Origin of the sequence: Pseudomonas sp. FSL W5-0203, from assembly GCF_001896155.1 — a bacterium.
GTDB lineage: Bacteria > Pseudomonadota > Gammaproteobacteria > Pseudomonadales > Pseudomonadaceae > Aquipseudomonas > Aquipseudomonas paracarnis.
In genome coordinates, this window is the sequence record NZ_MPOR01000061.1 from 1 (window position 1) to 23703 (window position 23703).

Below are 23703 nucleotides of genomic sequence, written 5' to 3' on the forward strand. Positions count from 1 at the left end.
GACACCCCCTCGCCCAGCACACGCACTTCAACGGATGCATGATCAGCCCCCAGCCCGTAATACAACTTCACATCCCCGCCCCCCGTCCAGCTGGCGGGCAAATCTATCAGCCCACGGCCCAGCGCCCAGGTGCGCATGTTGCTGGTCAATTCGTGCACGGTTTGTTTCTCCTGTTCACTGGGTGGTCTGAAGGTGCTGCACCCTGCAACCGATCCAAGCAGCAGGCATGTAAAAAAAATGGTCAGCCTGCGCATAGAGGCCTCTTGGCTTTCGCCGCGATCTTGATCAGGGAGTAGAGGGTGAATTGCTGGGTGAGCGGGTTGGCGTAGGAAGCTTCATGATCGAAGCCCGGTGCCTGCACTTGCTGGCGGACAGAACCCTGGCGGACCTGCCTGATCGGCGCGCGGCCGGAGCTCACCGGTACGGTGCCGTCGCCAGCGCCGTCCTGCATACGGCAATGCAGTTCCCAATAGCTGGTCTGTACGGTCTTTACTGGCGCATTGGGGTCACCCCGTGGGGGCATTACGCTTTCGGCTTGCCCGCCTACGTACAACGGGCTTCGCCCGTCATCGCGCACCTCATGCATTTGCAAGCTGGACACCGTGAAGGCGTCCGGGCTTGAGGCATAAGGGCCATTGAGGCGAGCCCCACGACGCATCTCCCAGGTGATGGATTCGAAACTGGGGTGCTTATCGTCGTTGCCGTAGTAAACGTAAGTTTGAGGGTGGTAGGAACCAGCGATTTTCTGATGGAACCGCTTCGCTTCCGACATGTTTTCCTCAAAATCTTCCCACGTAATCGGATCCCCATCCTTCGGTGCCAACCACTCTTCACGCAACAATCCCCACCAACGGTCGCGGCGTAGATAAATCTCTTCGTAAGGATCCTTTACCGGTTGACGCGGCATAGCCGGGGCTCCACGTTCGTCAATCAGCCGCAGCCAGCCCGGGGCGTAATCCTGGGTGGGCAGCAATTGCAAGGCACCGGGTGCCTGCGCAAATACAGCGGTGACCTCCTGACCAGTTGGGCCAATGACCGCGCCGGCAATGGGGTCTTCGTCGCGCATGCCGACCTTGCAGCGACGGTAAGCGACCGGCGCCCCGATGGCGGGCATCACGCCGTGCACGACGCCGGCAATTTTGTCGGCCATACCCGGTAGCTGCGCGCATCGCCGTGCCACCAGCCCGCCCATGGAGTGGGTAACCAGAATCACCTGTTGGCAGTTGCGACCGTACTGGTACATGAGTTCATTAATACGCTCAGCCAGCCTTGAAGCGGCCTCCTCGTTGGAGTCCAGCCAGTTGTAACCACAGGCATGCACCGGCATACGGTAGCCACCACGCGCCGCCAACTCGTCCGAAATAATCGACGGCAACTGCGCCGCCAGGTTAGCGCCCAACCCGGGCATGGCGATGGGCATTTCGGGTTTCAACTCGGTGACTTGAACCGGGCCGGGCTCGACACTGCGGGTATGCAGATGCTCAGGCCGAATGTCGAATTGCGGCCATTTGTGCGGCATGAATTCGCTGTTAAGGGTGTCTTCCAGCCACAGAAGAAACGCGTGGTAGCTGGTTTCGCTGACTTCACCCCAGCCCCGCTCTTCGTAGCGCTTGGTCAGAGCCAGGATGGTTTTTTTCCTGTCCGGTTCTGGCGGCACTATGACCGTGCCGACAGAGCGCTCCGGCACTGCTCCTTTGTTATCGACCTCTACCCTGGCGGGGTGCAACAGTTGCTGTCGTATACCAGCCTTTTTGTTTATCCAGTTAAGGGCCAACCACATATTCTTACCCATGAACCCCGCATCCAACCGCCAGACGGGAGCCGCCTTATTCTTTCCCTTTCCTTTCTCCGGTTTGCTCTTCAAATTCGACCCCATAATCCCCGGCACAAAGATCACCGGCAGCACGCCATCCGGCGGCAATATGCAGTGCACCGGATCGGTGATATGGCTGGGCGTGAGGGTCCAGGTATGCACGGGGTTGCCCCGCGCGTTGTAGTGCATGGGGGCGACACGGGGGGTCGTCGGGCTATCGGTCATATGGGGTCTCCGTTTTCAAGCCATTCCAATGTCAACCCTTCCAGCGTCATGCCCTGTTGCAGGGTGACGTAGCCTTCGCCATCAGTGCGGCCTTCGAAGCGTGCGCCGTCTTTGCGAACCAAGGCGTAGGCACGGTTGCGCATGGGTTGACCGTTGAAAAAGGGTTGAAAGCGTTCGTTGAACGAGGTGCTGGGCCAGCTGTTGAGTTGCGTCGCGGCATGGCTGGGGTCAATGAAGTGTTTGTTCGCAGCCTTCACAATGAAATCGCCGGGCATGCCCAGCTCGATATTGCCGCCCTGCATCTTGATGTAGGCCCCACCGCACAGCAGGGTGATGTGTTTGTCCGCCGCCACCAGCACGTGTTGCTGGCTGGCGCTGATTTCCACGCTTTGATCTGCTTGCACCTGGATGCTGTTGTGCTGGGCCTGCAGCAGCAGTTGACCGTTCTGGGCGATATGGCGCATGTCACCGCCCTGGGCGAACAGGCCTAGCTCGTCGCCCGCGTTAATCACCACTTTTTTACCGGCGGTCAGTTGCAGGTTCTGTTGCGCGACGCTGTCGATGTGTTCGCCTGCGCCTATGGCAATGCTGCGGGATGTGGCGGCAGCAATACCCGCGGGCCCGCTCAGGGCGATGATGGGCTGCGCGCCATTGCCCGTGCCGTTGGGCTGGTCATTGGCACCCTGCCCCAGGGTGTTGACGGCCTCGGTGAGCGCCTGTTGCGGTTGCCAATCCTGGGCAATGCCTTGGGCAACCTCAGCCGAACTGCCTAACTGCTTGGCCAACGCCAGGGCGGTTTGCAGCACCTCAATGACTTGCTGGCGCTCCAGGTGGCCCGCAGCGGCCTTCAGTTGTGCTTCAGCAGTCAGCAATAAACCTTTTGCTGCGCGCAATGCCCCATGCCCATCCGTACGTAACTCAAACCCCTCCCCCCTGGGTTTGCCGCCACCGTAATGGCGAGGATGAGTGAGGTAACCCAGATGCAGCGCGCTATGCTCGTGATCACTCATCAACGCCGCGCTGATTTGCGCCGTGGTGTCGTCAATGCGCAGCTCATTGGCGCGGGTCCCCTTGAATTCACGACTTTTGGTTGTCGCTACGGCGTTGAGCTTAGGGAGCTCGTAGGGCGGCAAATTGGTCTCGCGGTAGGTGCGGCCTGTGGCGATAGGCTGGTCAGGATCGCCGTCCAGATAGCTGATCACCAGCTCCTGACCCACACGTGGAATGGCCATGGCGCCCCAGGTCGCGCCAGCCCAGCCTTGCGTGACGCGGATCCAGCACGAGCTGTGGTCGTTGTTTTTGTCCGAACGATCCCACGGGAACTGCACCTTGACCCGACCCCATTCGTCGCAATAGATCTCTTCCCCTGGCGGCCCAACCACCGTGGCAATCTGCGGGCCGTCGATGCAGGGTTTGTCGCGCAGCGGGGCTTTCCAATCCGAGGTCCAGCGGATGGCGCTGGCGGTCATTTCATAAGAAGTGCCGTGGTCGCTGCCGAACGCCTCTTCCTGCAAGCTGGTGTGCTGTTTGCCTTCGTGGGTGATAGCGATGGTGCGCCAACGGTCGTTGAAGTCTTCGCGGGGATGCTCGTTGAGATCGAACGCCAGTCCCGGTTGCAGGCGTGCATCGTCACCGGCCAGATGCGCCAGTTTGGCGTCATTGCGCAGGGCGGTGAGGCGCGTTTTGGTGAAGGGCTTGCCGGCGATGTCGCGCTTGTAGCGGCCGGGGTAGTCGTAGCGCTCGTAGTCCTTATGCTGGTTTTGCAACTCCTGATCGCCGCTGGCGGTGTGTTGCTGGCTGTAGCGCGGGTGGGTGAAGGTGTAATCGCGCTGTACCTGCACGGCGGTGCGTACCTGTTCGGTGTAGTGGAAGCGGGTTAACGCCGGTTCCGTGGCGTCACCGCCCGCCATTGGCTGATAGATCACTGGGCAATCGGTATGGGTCCCAATGGTGCCCAGGCCACCAACACGGTCGGTGAGGACGAGGGTGTGGCCGTCGACGCGGTGTTCGAAGGCGTAGAGCAGGCCCTCTTCGGCGGCGAGGCGGCTGATGAAGGCGAGGTCGGTTTCTCCGGCCTGTACGCAGTATTCACGTCGTTGATGCTCAAAGCAGACTTCGCTGCGGATGTCGGTCAGTCGTTGCTCGTTAAGTATGTTGGTGATGATCTCGAATACGGTTTGACCCTGGAAGATGCGCCAGTTGGAACGCAGGTTGAAACGCGCCAGAGTGGGTTCGACTACGGCTGTATAGCGGGTGCGACGAAAGCCGGTGTCGCCCTGGGTGAAAAGACTGACCAGCCCATGGACGTAACGTAACGGGGTTTCGCCGCGCCAGATCGTGAACAGCCCCGGCAGGTCGAGCACGTTATTGAAGTCGATGGCGGCGTTGTGGCTGGCCAGTTCCAGGGTGAGCTTGAACGGCTTTGACAGGCTTTCATCGAGCTTGAAAGAGACCACGTCGAAGGCGTCGCCTTTCAAGGGCTCGAAGGTAAAACGCAGGTCGCTTTGGCGGGGCACGTGACTAGTCCTTACGTTCACTGATAATGGTTGCCACCTTCTGATATAACTCCGGCTCCCACCCCTGCGCGGTGGTCTCGCGCATCAACCGTGCAACGTTGGCGTACAGGTCGTCCGCCAGCCACGACAGGCCACGGGTTGCCAGCAGGTCGGCGGCAATCACCGTGGCGTAGCTGCGCTGGCGCGGGGCCTCATGGGCGGCGTGCAGTTCCTGCAGGCGCAGCAGCACCCGCTCGACGCCTTCAGTGTTGAGTTGAGCGGCCAGCTCGTCGCGCAGGCCAGCGTATTCCTGCACGGGGCTGCCCGCCGTTTGTGCCTGGTCGGCGCCGGTGATCCAAGCCTGGGTCTGTGCATCCACGAACGGCGTACCGTCGCTGAAGCACAACTCCAGCAAGGCCGGTAAACGGCAGACAAAACGTTCGCAGGTTTGGCGAATGGCGCCGGCCACCTCTTCCATCGCCAGACGCGAGGCGACATGGGCGGCGAGGTAACTGCCGCGCAGCCAATACGGCGAGGCGCAGACGCTTTTTTCGATGCGCAGTAACAGGTTCGGCTCAATGGCGTTGTGGTTAAGCGCGTCCTGATAACCGTCGACGATGTCTTTGGGCACGGCGGTCAGTTCGGTGCGGCGGTCTCGGACGATTGAAGGCGCGGTGCGCAGATGCGACCACAGACCGAAGCGGCGCAACTGGTAGCCGGTAGGGTCGTAAGGGTCTTGCTGGTTGATCTGCTCGGCCATGTTCAACACCGCACGGCGTTGTTCACGTTCGTTACTGGGCGCTTGCGGTTTAGGCGGGCTGAAAAAGGCTGCGTCCAGAGCGCCGCTGGCGGTGGGCGTACGGGCAGGCGCGTTCACCGAGGCCGACTCGCTGTATTTATCCAACTGCCGTTGCAAGGCATCCAACGCTGCGGGGTCGAGCTTGGCGCTGTCGACGCACTGTTGCAGGCTGGCCAGCGCCCGTTGCGCCGCTGCTTGGTAAGCCGGTTCAAAACTGCTGCGCTCGAGGGCCGGCAGCACCTGGCCCAGGTCATCCAGCAGCCGCTGCACCTGCTTGCGCTTGTTCAAGTAACCGGTGGGGCCGGGTTTGGGGTAGGCGTTGTCCCAATACTGTTCGACCATACCCGCAATCAGCCCGAGGGCATCGGCCCAGCGCACCCAGTGGCGGGTACGTAACCAGACCACTTGCAGATGGCCGACAATGCGCCAGTGCTTGCACTGGGTCGCCAGGTAGTCGCGGGAGGCTTCATCGATGTAGGGCCAGTCGATATCGCTCTCGCGCAAGCCGCCCAGCTTGACCATCTCCTGGTCGATGGCCTGGTAGGTTTCGTCCTCTACATCGAAATCTCCGGCAGGTTGCCCGGGGTCGATGGGGGCCAGCAGCCGCTCGACGATGTCGACCGGAACGTCGATCACCAACGACATGCCTGGCGCTCCTGTTCGATCAGCTCGCCCAGCCCCTCGGCATCAAATACCAGACCGTGCAGCCTGGGATAGTCGCTCTCCAGCCGCAGGCGCTGGCCACCGCCCATATTGCGCAACAGGGAAATCGCCGGCAGCCCGCGCCCGGCATCGACCACCAGGCCGGCGTCGTCCAGCACTTGCCATTGATAGGCTGCGGAGACGGGGCGCTCATCCTTGAACAGTTGAATGCGTATTTTGTTGGGCTTGGCCGGTTCATCCAGCACCAATTGCAGGCGCGAGATTTTCGACTCGCAACTGATGGCCAAATAGGGTCTTGGCGGCAGTGCCCCCAAGGCCGGTGCCGAGATTACCAGCCGTGGTGGCTGGTCGTTGTCCGGCGCCTGGAATGACGACAACAGAAAGCGCTGGTCTTCGGGCGGGCGCTTGGCCTCATTACGTTGGACCAGATCGACAATCGGCAACACTTGGCCCAGGGCACGTGACGGCGCAGGTGGCTGATGAATGGGCGTGCCGGCCGCCAGATCAAAGCACTCCAGGCGCTTCAAGGGCGAGACGATCGCAGGGCAATCTTGCGCCATCGGCAGCGCATGTATGTGCGGGGCAGCCAGCACCGCACATAGCCCCCCTACCCAGCACCAACGTTGCCATCCTTTGCGCATCAACGCCTCCCCAGATTTAATAAATTCAACTTTTACTATTGAACCAAGGCGAGCGCTCACCTTCGAACGCAGCAACTTGGCATGAACTTAATATAAATAACCAAGAGACAAGTTACAGACATCAATTTTCTGCAAAAAAACTCAAATACCAGACACACCCTTCGGACATTCAAACCAACTATCGTACGAATTTTCCACGCAACAAAATAAACATTAAACGAGGATTTTTCTTACATCTCGAGACCACGAAACGAATCGACTTCGTCCGACATGACTTTTTACGAAACATGGCCTTTAAATAGCGCCACCTTCAAAAAAGGACTTTTCCCATGTCGAAGTCTCAAAGTTCTGTCGCGCCTAAAGAACGCATCAATATCAAGTACGTGCCGGCCACAGGCGACCAACAAGCCGAAGTCGAGCTACCGCTGAAGTTACTGGTCACAGGCGATTTCAAAGGCCACGGCGAACTAAGCGCTCTTGAAGATAGACCCTCCATTCGGATAGATAAAGACACCTTCAATGAAGTCCTTACCAAAGCAAAAGTTGCCTTGGACATGGCCGTCCCGTCGGTACTGAACAACGATCACGACACCGACTTGAATGTGCAACTTCAATTCAAAACCATCAATGACTTCGGCCCTGACGCCATTGCTCGCCAAGTACCCGAGCTGAACAAGTTGCTGGAACTACGCGAAGCCTTGGTTGCGCTCAAGGGACCCATGGGCAACGTACCGGCCTTTCGCAAGCACCTGCAAAACCTGCTGACCGATGAAACCGCCCGCCAACGCTTGGCCAGCGAACTGAACCTGGTGCTCGACGCGCCAAACAACTGAGTTCTTTTACGTCCATATGGAGTAGCCCTTATGCCTAGGGAAAGTAGTGCCGCCCAAGTGCTGGTCGCCGATGAACAGCCGTCCTTGCTCGATCAACTGCTGGCCAACACCACCATTCGCCCGTCCCAGGAAGGCTATGCCGTCGCCCGCCAAGGCGTAGCTGCGTTCATCAGCGAGATCCTGCAAAGCGGTGATCACGAGCAGCCGGTCAACAAGCACCGGGTCGACCAGATGATTGCCGAGATCGACCGCGCGTTGAGCAGGCAAATGGACGTGATCCTGCATCAGCCGCAGCTCCAGCAACTGGAATCGGCCTGGCGTGGGCTGAAACTGCTGGTGGACCGCACGGACTTTCGCGAAAACATCAAGCTGGAAATGCTGCATGTCACCAAGGAGGAGTTGCTGGACGACTTCGACAACGCCGGCGATATCACCCGCAGCGGCTTGTACAAGCACGTCTACACCGCCGGCTACGGCCAGTTCGGCGGTGAGCCGGTGGGTGCCATTGTCGGCAACTACACCTTTGGTCCCAGCTCGCCGGACATCAAGTTGCTCAGCTATGTAGCCTCCATCGGTGCCATGTCCCATGCGCCGTTTGTGTCGGCGGCCGGGCCGGAACTGTTCAACCTCGAAGGCTTCCAGGGCCTGCCCGACCTCAAGGAGATCAACGATATTTTCGACGGCCCCCGCCACACCAAATGGCGCGGCTTGCGCCAGTCCGAAGATGCTCGCCATTTGGCCCTGACCTTGCCGCGTTTCTTGCTGCGCACGCCCTATAGCACTGAAGACAATTCGGCCCGCAGCTTCGGCTACAACGAAACCGTCGACGGCAACCACGATAACTACCTGTGGGGCAACACCGCGTTCCTGATGGCCTCACGCATCACTGACAGCTTTGCCCGCTACCGCTGGTGCCCGAACATCATCGGCCCGCAGTCCGGTGGTGCGGTGGATGACCTGCCGGTGCACCTGTACGAATCCTTCGGCCAGTTGCAGGCCAAGATCCCTACTGAAGTACTGATTTCCGATCGCAAGGAATTCGAGCTGGCCGAAGCCGGTTTTATCCCGCTGACCATGCGCAAAGACAGCGACAACGCAGCGTTCTTCTCGGCCAACTCGGTGCAGAAACCCAAGAACTTTCCCAAGACGCGCGAAGGCCAGGAAGCCCAGACCAATTACAAGCTCGGCACCCAGTTGCCGTACCTGTTCATCGTCAATCGTCTGGCCCACTACATCAAGGTGCTGCAACGCGAGCAGATCGGTAGTTGGAAGGAACGCCAGGACCTGGAAAGCGAGCTGAACACCTGGCTCAAGCAGTACATCGCCGATCAGGAGAATCCGTCGACCGATGTACGCAGCCGTCGCCCCTTGCGCGCCGCAAAAATCCAAGTGCAGGACGTCGAGGGCAACCCGGGCTGGTACCAGGTGTCGTTGGCGATACGGCCGCACTTCAAGTACATGGGCGCCAACTTCGAAATCTCCCTGGTCGGTCGGCTGGACACCCAATAAATGCGCGGCGCCAGCCTGTTCGAACGCCTGGAACCCGATGCACCGCGCTACCGCCAAGGCTGCGCGGATGAGCAGGCACACCAGCGTGTCGAGGCGATCAAACGTCACTTGGAGCAGGTGCTCAACTCACGCCAGGGCTGCTCACAAAGCAGCCCTGAACTGGGCCTGCGCGACTTCAACGGCGTCACCCAGGCCAGCAGTGATCTGGTGTTGGCCATCAGCGCTGATATCCGGCGTTCGGTGGAAACGTTTGAACCGCGCATCAAGGTCACTGGCGTGCGCTATCAGCCCGACCCGGACCTGCCGCTGGAGCTGAACTTTCGGCTGGATTGCCAGGTGCAGGTCAACCACAAGGAAGAACAGGTGCAGATCGAAGTGGCCATGCACGGCCGCGACGGCTACACCCGCGTGAGATGAGGATGCGATGGACTTGAAACAACGCTTTGCCGAGGAGTTGCGCTACCTGCGCGAACTCGGCCGCGAATTTGCCGAGGACAACCCGCAACTGGCGCAGTTTCTTGGCGATCAGGCCGGTGACCCGGATGTGGAGCGGCTGCTGGAGGGCTTTGCCTTCCTCACCGCCAAGCTGGGGCTGAAGATCGACGACGACTTGCCGGAGCTGACCCATCCGCTGTTGCAGATGCTCTGGCCCAATTACCTGCGGCCCCTGCCCAGTGCGACCATCATCCGTTTTACACCGCTGCCGAATGCAATCAGTCAGCGCAAGGTGATTCCCAAAGGGACGCGGCTGTTTGCCAACCCAGTGGACGGCATTTCCTGCGAGTTTCGCACCTGCACCGACGTCAATCTGTACCCCTTGGCGTTACACGCCGTCAGCGATGCCCACAGCCGCGAAGCCTCGACCCTGCGTATTGACCTCAACGTATTGACCCAACAACCGCTCGACAATCTTGAGTGCGACCAGCTGGACTTTCACTTGGGCGGCGACAATGCCACCGCGCTGACCCTGTACCTATGGCTGGCCCATTACCTTAAAAACATCACGTTGTACATCAACAACACGCCTTATCGCCTGAACCCCGACGATCTGGGCTTTCCCGGTTTCACCACAAACGAGGCACTGCTGCCCTACCCGCGCAATGTGTTCGATGGCTACCGCATCCTGCAGGAATATTTTGTGTTCCCGCAGCGCTTCCACTTTTTCAGCCTGACCCGACTTGCCAAGGTCTGGCCGGCCGTCACCACCGGGCAGATTCGCTTCGAATTTCAGTTCTCGCGGCCGATGCCGGTCAATACACACCTGCGCACCAGCGACCTGCACCTGTTCTGCGCGCCGGCAGTCAATCTATTTCGCCACGATGCCGAGCCCATCATGCTGGATGGGCGCAGCCAGGAACGCCGTATCAGCACCACTGGCAACCGCCAGGATGCGTATGAAATTTTCAGTGTCGACCACGTGGCCGGTTGGGACGCCGCTGACAAGGAGCGTAAAGGCGATCCATTGCGGCGCTTCACTCCGTTCGAATCGTTCCAGCATGAGATCGAACATGCCCGGGGCCGCACGGCGCTGTATTTCCGCACGCATATCGAGGAGTCCCACGGGCGTGAAGGCTTGCGTCATCGCATCGCCTTTGTGCGCGGCGATGAAAGCCTGTATATCGGCGAAAACGAAGCAGCTTCGATCGAATTGACCTGTACCAACCGCGACCTGCCGCAGAGGCTCGGTGTCGGGGATGTGTCGCGGTCTACCGAGGCCACCCCCTCGTTTGCCACCTATACCAATCTGATCGCGCCAACGCGCAGCTACCGACCGGTGTTGGACAGCAGCCTGCACTGGACGCTGATTTCCAACCTGTCGCTCAACTACCTGTCATTGCTGTCGGCCGAGCCGCTCAAGGCGGTCATCCGTGCCTATGACTTTGCCGCACTGCACGATCTGCAACAGGCCCGCGCCACGCGCAAACGCCTCAACGGCATCCAGGATGCGGTAACCACGCCCATCGACTGGCTGATGAAAGGCCTGCCGGTACGCGGCGTGCAGACGCGCTTAAAACTGGACCAGGAGGCTTTTCTCTGCGAGGGCGAGCTGTACCTGTTCGCCAGTGTGCTTTCGCACTTCTTCGCCCTGTACGCGAGCATCAACTCCTTCCATCGCCTGGAAGTGATCAATACCACTAACAACGAGCGCTACGAATGGCCACTGTTGACCGGCAGACAACCTGTGATCTAGCTGACCTGCTGCTGGCCGACGCGCGAAACTATTCGTTTCACCGTCTGCTGGAGCACCTGCACGCCTTGCATGGCGATGACCTGGAAGCACGGCCCCCGAGTGATGCGGTGCGCCGTCGCGTACGTCTGCAAAGCCATGCGGGGCTGGGGTTTCCGGCATCCGACGTCGTGGAGGCCGCACGCATTGAGGAAGATCACGAAGAGGTGCGCTATCGCTTGCAAACCAGCTTCTTTGGCCTGCACGGTACGGATTCGCCACTGCCCGGTTACTACCTTGATCGCCTGGCCTACGAGCAGGCTCAGGAGCGCGGCATTCGTCCGGCGTTCATGGACTTTTTCAATCATCGTTTGCTGACGCTGCTGCACACCAGCTGGCGCAAGTACCGCTACTACGTTCGCTTCCAGGCCGAGGCCACCGATCGTTTTTCGCGTTACGTTTTCTCGATGGTCGGCCTGAATGACAACGACCTGCGCGGTACCACCCCGCTGCCATGGGGCCGATTGCTGAGCTTTGCCGGTTTGATCGCCAACCGCAGCCGCTCGCCGTCGGTGGTGTCCGGCATCGTCGAACATTGTTTCGACCTGCACGGCGTGCATATCCGTGAGTTCGAGGCCCGCTCGGTGAGTTTTGCACAACGCCAGCGCCTGGCGCTGGGCAAAGCCAACGGCACCTTGGGCAGCAACTTTGTGGTGGGTGATCGCAGCAAGACCCGCGCCAGCAAGTTCACCCTGGTGATTCCCAACCTGACCCAGGCACGCTTTCGGCAGTTTTTGCCCAGCGGCGATCAGTTCGGGCGCTTGCGCCAGTTGATGGATTTTCTGCTGCGCGATGCCACCGCCTACGACCTGGAACTGGGGCTGCGCGAAGAAGATGTACCGCCCTTCAACCTGCAACGCGCCAGTGGCACTCACCTGGGCTGGACCAGTTTTATCGAGCACCAGCAACAACGCCATCGCGCCGTAGTGCGGATTCGGGGGCGCGCATGAAGCTGACCCTGGTTATCAGTAATCCCGCGCAGTTGCTGCACGGCTATCTGCCCAGTCACCGCTTTGGTCCGCAGGGCGGCAGCATTGGAAGTGCCGCAGCGGATTGGCGTCTGGTGGATCGTCAGAACAGTGTGCGGCCTAACCACTGCGACATCCGCGTTGTGGAGGGGCGCTTTTGTGTGATCGACCGCAGTGGCAGCACCTACGTCAACGGCCATGATCTGCCGGTGGGCTGCGGTAGTGCGGTAGCACTCAACGATGGCGACTTCTTGCAAGTGGGCGCCTATCGAGTGACCGTGCAGTTTGGCGAGTATGCGCCAGGGCAACGCTCGCTCGAAGCGCTATTCAGTGGTCGCCCGGATGGCCTGCTGGAGTGGCACCTGGAGGACGTAACGAACCTTCCACTGGCCGAAGTTGCACCTGTGGTTTGCCCGGAGTTCGAACGCCTTTGCCAACCCGTTGATTTAAGCGAGCAAGGCGATCCGCTGCGAGCGATGCATAAAGCGCTGCCGCCCAAATCGCTGGCGGATATTAGCGCGCGTGCACACAAGCGCAGCTTCAGCCTGTTCAGCAACCTGCGCCTATGCACCTTGTTGTTGGCCTGCCTGGCCCTTGGCGGCTGCACCATGCTCGGCAAGATCGGCCAGGTGATCTGGACCCCTTCTATCCCGGTCGGCGGCCCCGACGATCAGCCCAGCCGCTACTCCCTCAGCTTGCACGCCAGCGATAACGTCAACCCGCGCCTGATCAGCACTGGCACCGCACCGGTAGAGGACGAAAACCGCTCGCCTTACACCCTTAACGTTCAGGCCGCCAGCCCGCAGGCGCTGACGGACAAAGTACAAACCCTGCTCAACCATCTTTACGAAACCGTGCCAGCGCAATCGTTGCTGACCGTTGAGCCCACGCCTGCGGAGCAAATGTCGCCCATCGAAGATGCGCTGCTCGGCGCTTACGACGCCCAGGGCGTGAGCCTGACCACCCCATGGGGCAGCCCGGCGCTGGAGCATGTCGCCACGCCGATCGCCTTCAAGGTGCTGCAACTCACCGATGACTCGCTGCTGGTCAACACCAGCCCCGAAGCCCTGGCCGAGGACCTGAAAAAGACCTTGGGCAGCACCTACATTCGGGCCGACGACTACCTGCTCCAGCCCGGCCAATTCAAATTCATCGACCTGCGCGCCCTGGATGAAGACACCCGCTTTATCGCGGTGATCGCCAACTACCACAGCAGCGATGTCGGCCAGTGGAAACAGCGCCTGCGCGTCGAGCCCAAAGGCCGCCAGTACGCAGTGCTGGTGCAGCTGGACGCCACCCAGGTCAGCCTCAAGGGAGAAACCCGATGACGCCCCTTTCAGCCGCCTTTGCACCGAGTAATTACTGATGAGTTCACGCAACCCCGTCATCTGGCATGAAGGTTTGTTCGTCAAACCCCAGCACTTCCAGCAACAGGCCCGCGCCGCCGAAGCCGCCGTGCATCAGCGCCTGCACAGCCTCAACGACGCCCTCTACGGCTTCAGCGAACTGACGCTGAACACCGAATACCTGAGCTTCGGGAAAGTCGCCATTACCCTGGCACGCGGGATCATGCCCGACGGCAGTGTCTTCGATATTCCCCACGACCTGGCGCCACCCTCCCCGCTGGAAATCGCCGACAGCAGCGCGGTCAACCAGATCGTTTACCTGGCGCTGCCACTGCGGTCCAACGGCGCCCTCGAAGTGCGCTGGCCCGACCAGTATGGCAACAGCCGCTACATCGCCCGCCGCGAGGAAATCCGCGATACCCACAGCGATGACGGCGATCAGGTCGGCATGGACCTGGCCGTGCCCAACCTGCAACTGATGCTCGAACGCAGCGACCGCAGCGCCTTCACCGGCATCGCCCTGGGCAGAATCAAAGACAAGCGCCCCGACGGCAGCCTGGTGATGGACGAACATTTCTACCCCACCAGCCTATCCTTGCAAGCCGTGCCAGCACTGCATCGCTACCTGGGCGAAATCGCCGGGTTGATGCGCGAGCGCGCCAAGAACCTGGCCCAGCGTATCGGCTCACCGGGGCAGTCGGGGGTGGCCGATGTCACCGACTTTAACCTGCTGCAAACCCTCAACCGCTTGTTCCCACTGTTCCAGCACCTGGCCCGCCAACGCCAGGTTCACCCGGAGCGGCTGTACATCGCATTGGCGCAAGCCTGCGGCGAGCTGGTGACCTTCACCGATGAGGGCCACCTGCCCCAGGAATACCCGGCCTACCAGCACGACAACCTGCGCGAATCCTTCCAAGTCCTGGAGCACACCCTGCGCCGCGCCTTGGGCACAGTGCTGCAACCGCGCGCGGTGTCGTTGCCGATCGTCGATCAGAAGTACGGTGTGCGCAACGCCGCATTGAACGACAAGCGTCTGCTGGACAACGCCGAATTCATCCTTGCCGTGCGCGCCGAACTGCCGGCGGAGACCCTGCGTCAGCAACTGCCTCGACAGATCAAGATCAGCTCCACCGAAGGCCTGGAGCAACTGGTCAGCCTGCAACTGCCGGGCATTCCACTGCGGCCGCTGCCAGTGGCGCCGCGGCACCTGCCATTCCATGCAGGTTTCAGCTACTTCGAACTCGACCGCCATCACCCCGCCTGGCAAAGCCTGAGCAGTGGCAGCGGGTTCGGTTTCCATATTGCCGGTGAATTCCCGGAGCTGGAATTGCAGTTCTGGGCGATCAGGAGTGAGAGAGATGAATAAGGAAACATTAGATTCATGGCGTCACGAGGAAGTCTCCGGCGCCATCGACGTTAGCGGCAAATCGATCACTGTCAGCAACCGCACCTACTTGGCGGATCCAGAGTTCGACATACGCGGCGTAGCCTGGAACCCACTTTGCGATGCCGCCACGCCGCTGATTGGTCTGGTCATCCGCCTGCGCCGTCTGGACCACCACCATGACGTGCCTGCGTTGTACCAAAGCGTCAGCAACCAGATCACCGCGATCATGGAAGAAGTCCGTCAGCTCGACTACGACGCCGGCATGCTCAAGGCCTACTCCTACAGCCTGTGCCTGTTGGTGGACGAGGTGGTCATGCGCACCACCTGGGGCAGGCTCTCCACCTGGAGCGCCCGCTCGCTGCTCAGCCAGTTCCACGGCGAGACCCGAGGCGGCGAAAAGTTCTTCACCATCATGAACAACATGATCCCCGAAGCGGCCAGGTACCAGCATGTGCTGGAGTTCATGTACCAGTGCCTGATTTCCGGCCTCAAAGGCAAATACGGCGCCCACGCCAAGGGCGATGACGAGATCCAGAAAATCATCGACCAGCTGCACGGATTACTACGCCCTCTTCGCGGCGAAACACCCAAGCGCCTTACCGACCCGCTGACCAACGTCGCGCCGCGCAACTACCGAATCAAACGCGCCTGGCCATTGTGGACGCCGTGGGCCATGGCCGCCGTCGTGCTGACCGTCGCCTACACGATCTATTCGATCCGCCTGAACACCATCACCCAGCAGGTGCTGGTGTCGCTGGAGCGGGTGCTGCACCTGTAATCGAATTTCAGCGCGCTCATGTCGAGCGCCTGCAAAGCCATGGCCGCCGGCCATAAACCGCGACCGCGTGGTCGCTCAATCATCGCGACAAGGAGCTTGTCATGCCAACACCCGCGTACATCAGCATCCACGGCAAAAACCAGGGGCATATCACCAAAGGCGCGTTCACCGCTGAATCGGTGGGCAACGTCTTTGTGGAAGGTCACGAAGACGAAATCCTCGCCCAGGAAATCGACCATCAAATCGGTGCCCCAACCGACCCGCAAAGCGGCCAACCCACCGGACAGCGCGTGCATAAACCGCTGACCTTCACCAGCTCGCTTAACAAAGCCTCGCCACTGCTCTATCAAGCCCTGGCCACCGGCGAAATGCTGCCGACCGTCGAGGTCAAGTGGTTCCGCACCAACCTCGATGGCAAGCAGGAGCACTTTTTCACCACCAAGCTGGAAGAGGCCACCGTCGTTGATATCCATACCGTGCTGCCTCACGCCCAGGACAGCGACAACCAGAACTACACCCAGTTGATCAAAACCAGCCTGTCCTACCGCAAAGTCAGTTGGAGTCATGTGGTAGCCGGTACCGAAGCCTCGGACGACTGGCGCAAGCCGGCAGCAGCGGGCTAAGCGCGTACCCGGCTCCGCCGCTGCGGCTTGTGCAGCGGCGGAGCCTTCACTGACTTGAAACCTATAAGGAGGCTCTATGCCTGCCGTCGTACTGGTCGGACACGACCATGATTGCCCTTTGTGTGGCCCCACCACCGTCGACAGCGGTGCCCGCAACATGACCGTCAATGGCAAAGCCGTCGCCCGTGTCGGCGACACCCTCGGATGCGGCGCCGTGATCACCAGCGGCTCACGCTCTATGACCGTCGAAGGAAAAGCCGTGGCCCGGGTTGGCGACACCACCGACCACGATGGAAAACTGGAAAACGGTGATAGCAGCTGGTTGATCGACTGACACTTACACATTGAAATGGAGGCCCCATGCCCCGCCAATGCGACTTGCGTTTTACCTTCGCTCCCTTGAAAGGCGATGCCTTCGACGTGGTGTCCTTCTCGCTTGAAGAAGGCCTGTCCCAGCCGTTCAAACTGGAACTGCAACTGGCCAGCCACAACGCCGCCATCGACTTCAATAACGTGCTCGACCTGGCGGGGCTGTTCACGATCTGGCGCGGCGAAATGCCGGTGCGCTACGTACACGGCCTGGTCAGCCTGTTCACCCAGGGCGACACCGGCTTTCGTCGCACCCGCTACACCGCCGTGATCGAACCCACCCTGACGCGTTTCGACCTGCGCTCCAACTGGCGCATCTTCCAGGGCCAGACCGTGCCCGACATCATCACCAACGTGCTTGCCGAGCACCGACTGACCGACATCCGCCGCGAAATCTGCTTCGATCACCAACCCCGCGAATACTGCGTACAGGCCGGCGAAACCGACCTCGATTTCATCGCCCGCCTCGCTGCCGAAGAAGGCCTGCTCTACACCTTCGAACACCGCGACGACGGCCACACCCTCGTCCTCACCGACCGCGTCGGCGGCCTGGGTACCATCGGCACGCACAAACATTGCCCCGTGATCTACCAACCCATGGCCGGCGGCGATGCCACAGAACCGGCCTTGACCCGTTTTCACTACACCGAACAAGTACGCACCGCACGCCAGGTACAACGCGACTACACCTTCACCCACCCGCGCTACGACCAACAGCACACCGCCACCGGCGACCAGGACCTGAAAAACCAGCACAAGGACTACGAGCGCTACGACTACCCCGGCCGCTACAAACGCGACATCGCCGGCAAACCCTTCACCAAAACTCGGCTCACCGCCCTGCGCAATGACGCCAAACTGGCGCACCTGGCCGGTGACGACGCGCGCCTGCAACCGGGGCTGGCGTTCGACCTCAACGAACATCCCCGCGAAGACTTCAACGACCGTTGGCGCACCATCGCCATCACCCACGAAGGCAAACAGCACACCAGCCTGGAGGAAGAGGCGTTCGGCAGCAACCACGGCACGTCTTATGAAATGACCGCCACCGCCATCCGCTGGACCTCGGATTGGAAGGCGCCGCTGCGTGCCAAACCCTGCATCGACGGCCCGCAGATTGCCACGGTGGTTGGGCCGCCAGGGGAAGAGATTTATTGCGATGAATGGGGCCGGGTGAAAGTGCAGTTCCCGTGGGATCGCGCTGACAAAAACAACGACCAGAGTTCGTGCTGGATTCGTGTGGCACAGGGTTGGGCCGGTGCGACCTGGGGCGCCATGGCCATTCCACGTGTGGGTCAAGAGCTGGTGATCAGCTATTTGGATGGCGATCCTGACCAGCCCATCGCCACGGGCCGTACCTACCGCGAGACCAATCTGCCGCCGTACCAGTTGCCCAAGCACAAGACGCGGATGACCATCAAGAGCCAAACCCATAAGGGTGTAGGCTTCAATGAGCTGCGATTTGAGGATGAGTTGGGCCATCAGGAGGTGTTCATCCATGCCGAAAAGGACAAGAACGTTCATGTCAAACATGACAACACAACGTTTGTAGGTAATAACCGCAAAGAAGAAGTAGGCAATGACGAGCAGATCACTATCGGGAACGACCAGTTCCACGTGATCGGCCGGGACCACACGCTCTCGTCGGGACGTGACCATGAGACAACTGTCGGTCGGGATCGCAGTGAGCGGGTCGGCAATAACCGCTACGACACCACAACGGCCAACCATCACAGCGAAGTGGGCGGTCACTGCCAGCAAAAGATCTGGGGGCAACATCGTCTAACTGCCGGCCAAGGCATACACCACACCACCACGGTTTACCAACTGCAAGCCAGTGAGCGTGTGGTCTTCCAAAGCCCGGGAGGTAGCCTCACGCTCGACGCGCAAGGCATTCACCTCAATGGCATAGCGATAACCCTGCGTGGCCCGGTCAACGCCACAAACCCAGGCAACGGCCAGGCCCTGAAGCTGCAGCTGCAGCCCGAAACAGGTCAGGCCTGTGTGGAGAAAAACCGATGAGACCGGCCAGCGTCCAGGCGTTCGTGGCCGAACAGCATGCGCCCGATGCCACCCTGTATTTATTACTCGACCCCTTGGCCGACTGCGCCGCAGACGATCCATTACGCATAGAGGTATTGCGCCAAACGCTCGGCGACGATGCCGTCACGCCTGTGCATCGGCCCGATCTGATCCATACGCCGTCGGCCTGCCCAATGCTGGTGACCCTCGCAACACCTGGAAGCTCACCGTCGCAGGTGCTATTGGCGCTATCTGCCTTACGCGCTCATGAGGAGGTGGATCGTCACAAGCGTTACGTGTGCGGCTGGCTCAGTAGCAGCGCCCCATCCCAGGCGCTAAGTGCCCACATCGTTTCGCTCGGGTGGTTGCCCTTGGAGCAAGGGCGAATATTTTTCCCGATCCATGAGCCCGTTCGGCTGGAGTTGTTGGCTGGCACTTTTGGCAACAATGAGGGGCCCTGGTGGCCCATTCGACGCTGGTTCATGCCCACCAGCAGCGGTGCCGGCAGCGTATTGGTGGGCGGGCCCGAACGTAGTAGCGTTCCGGGCCCCTACACGACGGCGGTACAGCAGGACGCGCCCATGGTTGCAGCCTTGCTGAACTGTTGGCGTCGCGCGCTCAACTTGCCGCTGGCGTATGCCCCGGCTCGCTGGAGCGGCCCTACTGCGCTGCCGCCCCAAGCGGCGGCAAAAGCCTATATCCATATCCAGCAAGCCCGTGAGCTTGGGCTTAGCCGCCAGGACGACATCCTGACACTCGCCTTGCATCGCCTGATGCTGCATCCGCAGTTGCACCAACACGCCGGCGTTCGCGCCGTGATTGAACAAGCGGTTCAGGGGCAAGCGCCGCTCAGCCAACTGCTGGTCCCCTACAACGACATCGCCTTGCAAAGGGCAGTGTCGGACCTGACCTATGCCGGAGCACCTCAATGACCTTGGGCACACAACTGGGGATCGTTATAGCCGAAACCGCCGTTTCAAACGATCAATGCAAAGCCTGCCAACGTAAAGGGTTGCCCATCCTGCCATTGCGTCACGCACTGGTGCCGCGCTCACCGAATGAGCCAGTGCGTCCGGATACCGTGCATATCGATACGCGCCTGGGCTTGCGCACCTTGCGCGCCGGCTACCTGTATGTCTTGCTCGATCGCAAAATCTGGCAGGCTTACCAGATCAGCCCGGACGGTTATCTACGTCAATTCAACCCCTACGCACCGCCGCCCGCCAACGAGACCCCGCTGTCCGATGCGTGCGTCGCGGCCAACCACGACTGCCCGGCCTCGTTCCTCAACATCGACACGGACAAACATACCCAAGCGTGGCTGGCCTTTGCCAATGACCCGTGGCCCGCCAGCGTGCTGGACGCCTACAAGGCCGGTCAGGCTTCAGAGCGGTTCCAGACACTCGACCTCGCCAGCGCACGCGACAACCCCGCCAGCGTTGGCCTGGCCATGACCGATGAAAACCTGCAGGTGGACAAGCAGGTTTACGAATACCAGCACCACCCGACAAGCCCATTGCCCATCCCTACCGAACCCGACTGGCGTTTTTATGAGCATCCCCCGCAAGAGGCAGCGCCAAGATTCGACAGCGTGCACGGTTTCCATAGCCGCGCCCATCGCCTGGGCGCGCTGAAGGGCTTCCTGCGCAGCGCCATCCCACAGCACAAGCTCCAACAAGGCGTCCTCGCGTTTGTACTGGATGACATCATTGGCCTGGTGCAGGAACTCAACGACACGCGCAACCGCTGGGTGCAGCAGCGCCAGGCCTGGATGAACGACCCGGACCGGGCTTATCGCTACCAGACCTCTCAGTTATTGCTCGCCATTCGCGAAGTTCATCGCGAACAGGCAGAAGGCCAGACGCCCCTAGCGGCGTCTGTCGAGCCCATGACCGGCGATGGCCCTCCGGTATTTTCCAGCCCTGAGCAGCAACGCGAGCGGATCGTCCAGAAACGCACACTCGCCCACAACCAGAAACTGGAAGAGCGCTACGATGAACAGAGCCGCGCCCTGTTTCACCAACTGTATGAGCAGGAGTGGGCCAACTATCAGCGTTATATCGACCAAAGCGCACACGCCTACGCGGCAGCGTGCCGCTCCAGCCTGTTCGTGTGTGTCGAGCAAAATGACTACGACGGTAATGACCGCCCATCAGGACGGGCCTACAGCCAGACCATGGCGCTGTGCCTTGAAGGTGGTATCAGTGAAGCGCCCGCGACTCAAGATAACGGCCATACCGCCTCCCTGTGGAGTGAATGGCTGAACGACCCACAGAGCCCGATCTACCGCGCCCTTCTCTTGCGTGACAAAGGCTTGCTGGCCGATCTGTTGCCCAGTTTCAATGCAACAGGTGATGGCGACTGGAACGACAGCGAAAAGCTCTACTCCGCCATCACCAAGCTCATCGCCAACGACGACTTCAAGCAGCATGTCCGCCCCCGTCTACAGCATGCCATGGCGCAGCTTCTCGGCGCCCTCAATGCCGCTGCCGCCCGCTTGCAACCGTCACTCGGCCCTGGCGTGGGGCGGGCGGTTTCGCGTCTCAATAGTGCCAGCCAACTGCTCTACAACGGTATTCATCTGACCGAACTCAAGGTGAAGATGAAGCTCGGTGAATACTACGCCCTGCAATGCGAGCACCTGCGCAACCTGCAACGCAAGGCCGCGGATGCCATCGACCGCACTTGGGAAGGCCTCAAGGACGAGTTGGGCAAAACCGACGAAGAGGCCCGCAAGGTGCGCAAACAGGTGCGCCCGTTGATTCAGGGCGGCCTGCTCAGCCTGGCGGTGCTGGACCCCAAAATAGCCAACCTCAGCGTGACCCTCAGCGTCTGGGTGGAAGGCCAGGTCACCGAGCTGCAGGACAGCCTGATGCGCCAGGCCAACCTCGGCGTGGATCAGCTGGGCAAAGGTGCCCACGCTGCGCTAGTCGAAATCGCAGTCGGGGTTGGCACCCTGGACCCGCAGGCGCGCAAGGTGCTGCAGGGGGTCAAGGTGTCCTCATACCTGGCGGCTGGATGGGTTCGCACCGGCTTTACCGGGCTGCGTGGCGCGGTCGGCAGTAGCGAGTTATTGATGGCGATGGGCGGGATGTACCTGCTTAGCGACTCGCTGAACAAAAGTCTCAAGGAAGCGGAGAAAGCCATGGGCGAAAAGGCCGTTGAGGCCAGGTTGGCGGTGTATGGCAGTAGTTTGGGGGTGTTGGGTGGAGGGGTGGAAATTGTAGGCATTGCACTGGAAAAGGGGGCGAAACGGGTGCAACAGGTCAGCAGCTTGTCTACCCGGGCGATGACTAACGCAACAGCGACTGCACGGATGGGCAACGTATTCGTACGGGCCGGGGGGAGTATTGGTGCTGTGGCGGGATTGTACGACGCGACGCGAGCGGGGTTTGCTGCTAATCGTACCTCCAAAGCGGGTGATACCTCGGCGGCAGGTTTGTATGCGCTTTCTACCGGAGTTTCAGGTGCTGCTGGGGTAATAGGCACTGTGGCTGCAGTCTCAGGAAGTACAGCGCTGTTAGGCCCACTCGGGATAGCCATACTTCTCGGGCTAGCAGGATATGGCTTGTACAAATGGGCCGAAAGGGAAGAGTCTACACCCCTAGACCGCTGGGCTCGCCGTTGTTTCTTTGGAATGCACAACGAAGTTCCACCTGTTCATTGGAACAAACCAGAACACGCCAACATCGCTATCGCCGAACTCAATGCGGCGACCATAGGTGTTGAAGCTGGAGTCAATTTTCGCTTGCGAATCGTCGATAGCAGCTCACACGGCTGGGGGGGGCCAATGGGCAGCGTGGGCGCGCAGGTCCATGAACAGCACCTCGAATATCGCCTGGTTCTGCCGTTCTTCGACGCCACCCGGTCGGCCTATCGCTGGTCACTGACGGTTCATCGTCACGGCGATGGCTCGGCCAACGAGTACACCGGCGGCGAAGTGCTGGCCGAAGGCGAGTTGAATCCCCCCACCCTGGCAACCGCCGCCAGCGAACGCCGAGCGGCGCTGGCTGTGCCCAAACGTCCGAACAAGCCTGACTACCGGGCCGACAGCACCCTGCCCACGCAGGAAGTTCGCACCGTCTCGTTGGCCGATGCCCGTACCTCGCAGGTCAACGACATCAAAGGCGCGGTTGTGCTGTTGCCCGACCGCCGTCGGCACAACATTGAAGCGGCGACCTTGTCGGTAACCTACTGGCCCGATCGCGACATTTACGACGCCTACGCCGAGCTCATCTTGATGGATAGCTTGTAAACCACAGCCTTGGGTGAATTTGGCATGGGCATTTGCCTACTTTTCCCATGGCGACCATCGCTGGCGATCAGCCACAGTGTGCCTGCTTATTGGTTGTCTGCTGCCCGCTTGAAGCGAAGGTAAAAAAAACAGCTCTCAACCCCAACTGGAACTACTCCAATGCTATTCACAACACCTTTACTCGACAAACCTGCTCCTGGCTGGAAGCACGATCTGCCGGGACCAAACGAGTCGCCCTCCAATGAACCATATCCTCCCGTACTATCGAATCCGCCCAATCATGTTGACGATATATATCTTGAGTTGGCAAGTGGGACCTTCCGAATTAGGGGTGTTGCTGCTTGGGGGGCGATGACTCTTTTTTTGTTCTCTCTCATTCCTCCCTTCACTTGGATTACCCTTTTTATAACAACTGGAGCTGTGCCTTCTTTTGTATTTAACTTCTTTGGCTTCATCGCGTTTATCGTCCCTCTATGGGTAGGCGTATTCTTCTGGCGCATGGACGTCGAAGCCCCCCGCGACGAACCCATCCGCTTCAACCGCTTCCGACGCAAAGTCTATGTCTACCGCTTCCACCACGACGGCCTCAGACCCTTCAGCCGTACCGCCTGGGGGGTTCGGGCCGAAGTCTATGACTGGGATAACCTGCGTGCCGAAGCTTGCAGCGTGTACGGCCCCATGGGCAGTGGCGGCCTCATCGAAACCGTCACCCTCGCCGTGGTGAAACCAGGCACCCACCAGGTAATTGAT

The 23703-nt window shown here is 60.3% G+C and carries 18 protein-coding genes; 14 read left to right on the forward strand and 4 right to left on the reverse strand.

Annotated elements, in window-relative coordinates; genetic code table 11:
- Positions 1–241: 241 nt before the first annotated feature.
- From BOP96_RS27850 to vasI, 4 genes are read right to left on the reverse strand one after another with little or no spacing between them, the layout of a single operon-like run.
- A complete protein-coding gene (locus BOP96_RS27850; RefSeq protein ID WP_073454636.1) occupies positions 242–2038 on the reverse strand; it encodes an esterase/lipase family protein in 1797 nt (598 codons plus the stop codon).
- Positions 2035–4554 carry a type VI secretion system Vgr family protein gene (locus BOP96_RS27855; RefSeq protein ID WP_073454637.1) on the reverse strand — a complete coding sequence of 840 codons (2520 nt, stop codon included), beginning with the start codon at positions 4552–4554 and terminating at the stop codon, positions 2035–2037. Before BOP96_RS27855 ends, BOP96_RS27850 begins: the two co-directional genes overlap by 4 nt.
- A gap of 4 nt (positions 4555–4558) precedes the next feature.
- Positions 4559–5977 carry a type VI secretion system protein TssA gene (tssA, locus tag BOP96_RS27860; protein WP_073454638.1) on the reverse strand — a complete coding sequence of 473 codons (1419 nt, stop codon included), beginning with the start codon at positions 5975–5977 and terminating at the stop codon, positions 4559–4561.
- On the reverse strand, positions 5965–6636 hold the full coding sequence (vasI, locus tag BOP96_RS27865; RefSeq protein WP_238346873.1) for a type VI secretion system-associated protein VasI: 672 nt from the start codon (positions 6634–6636) through the stop codon (positions 5965–5967). Before vasI ends, tssA begins: the two co-directional genes overlap by 13 nt.
- A gap of 329 nt (positions 6637–6965) precedes the next feature.
- Between vasI and tssB the strand changes: the two genes are divergently transcribed.
- The 14 genes from tssB to BOP96_RS27935 all read left to right on the forward strand — a co-directional run.
- Positions 6966–7469 carry a type VI secretion system contractile sheath small subunit gene (gene tssB, locus BOP96_RS27870; RefSeq protein WP_054895728.1) on the forward strand — a complete coding sequence of 168 codons (504 nt, stop codon included), beginning with the start codon at positions 6966–6968 and terminating at the stop codon, positions 7467–7469.
- Between the two features lie 30 nt (positions 7470–7499).
- On the forward strand, positions 7500–8978 hold the full coding sequence (gene tssC / locus BOP96_RS27875) for a type VI secretion system contractile sheath large subunit (protein WP_073454640.1): 1479 nt from the start codon (positions 7500–7502) through the stop codon (positions 8976–8978).
- Positions 8979–9395, forward strand: a complete 417-nt coding sequence (tssE, locus tag BOP96_RS27880; protein WP_054895730.1) for a type VI secretion system baseplate subunit TssE — start codon at positions 8979–8981, stop codon at positions 9393–9395.
- Positions 9396–9402: 7 nt separating this feature from the next.
- Entirely contained in the window at positions 9403–11169 is a 1767-nt protein-coding gene (tssF, locus tag BOP96_RS27885) for a type VI secretion system baseplate subunit TssF (protein WP_073454641.1), read from the forward strand.
- Positions 11133–12155, forward strand: coding sequence for a type VI secretion system baseplate subunit TssG (tssG, locus tag BOP96_RS27890; RefSeq protein ID WP_073454642.1), 1023 nt, complete (start codon positions 11133–11135; stop codon positions 12153–12155). The genes tssF and tssG overlap by 37 nt, the downstream gene beginning before the upstream one ends.
- Positions 12152–13501 (forward strand): type VI secretion system lipoprotein TssJ, encoded by a 1350-nt coding sequence (gene tssJ, locus BOP96_RS29310; RefSeq protein WP_083609865.1) that lies wholly within the window; start codon positions 12152–12154, stop codon positions 13499–13501. The genes tssG and tssJ overlap by 4 nt, the downstream gene beginning before the upstream one ends.
- A gap of 37 nt (positions 13502–13538) precedes the next feature.
- Positions 13539–14885 carry a type VI secretion system baseplate subunit TssK gene (gene tssK / locus BOP96_RS27900; protein ID WP_054895734.1) on the forward strand — a complete coding sequence of 449 codons (1347 nt, stop codon included), beginning with the start codon at positions 13539–13541 and terminating at the stop codon, positions 14883–14885.
- Positions 14878–15684: a type IVB secretion system protein IcmH/DotU gene (gene icmH, locus BOP96_RS27905; protein ID WP_073454643.1), complete on the forward strand. Its 807-nt coding sequence runs from the start codon at positions 14878–14880 to the stop codon at positions 15682–15684. Before tssK ends, icmH begins: the two co-directional genes overlap by 8 nt.
- Before the next feature lie 101 nt (positions 15685–15785).
- On the forward strand, positions 15786–16307 hold the full coding sequence (locus BOP96_RS27910; protein ID WP_054895736.1) for an Hcp family type VI secretion system effector: 522 nt from the start codon (positions 15786–15788) through the stop codon (positions 16305–16307).
- A 76-nt stretch (positions 16308–16383) separates the two neighbouring features.
- Positions 16384–16641 carry a PAAR domain-containing protein gene (locus BOP96_RS27915; RefSeq protein WP_047710546.1) on the forward strand — a complete coding sequence of 86 codons (258 nt, stop codon included), beginning with the start codon at positions 16384–16386 and terminating at the stop codon, positions 16639–16641.
- A 26-nt stretch (positions 16642–16667) separates the two neighbouring features.
- Complete coding sequence (locus BOP96_RS27920) at positions 16668–18698, forward strand: type VI secretion system Vgr family protein (RefSeq protein ID WP_073454644.1); 2031 nt, start codon at positions 16668–16670, stop codon at positions 18696–18698.
- Entirely contained in the window at positions 18695–19630 is a 936-nt protein-coding gene (locus BOP96_RS27925; protein ID WP_073454645.1) for a hypothetical protein, read from the forward strand. Before BOP96_RS27920 ends, BOP96_RS27925 begins: the two co-directional genes overlap by 4 nt.
- Positions 19627–22953, forward strand: coding sequence for a T6SS effector BTH_I2691 family protein (locus tag BOP96_RS27930; protein WP_073454646.1), 3327 nt, complete (start codon positions 19627–19629; stop codon positions 22951–22953). The genes BOP96_RS27925 and BOP96_RS27930 overlap by 4 nt, the downstream gene beginning before the upstream one ends.
- A gap of 420 nt (positions 22954–23373) precedes the next feature.
- Positions 23374–23703: DUF6708 domain-containing protein (locus BOP96_RS27935; RefSeq protein ID WP_373420036.1), on the forward strand; the 330-nt coding region annotated here is incomplete at its 3' end.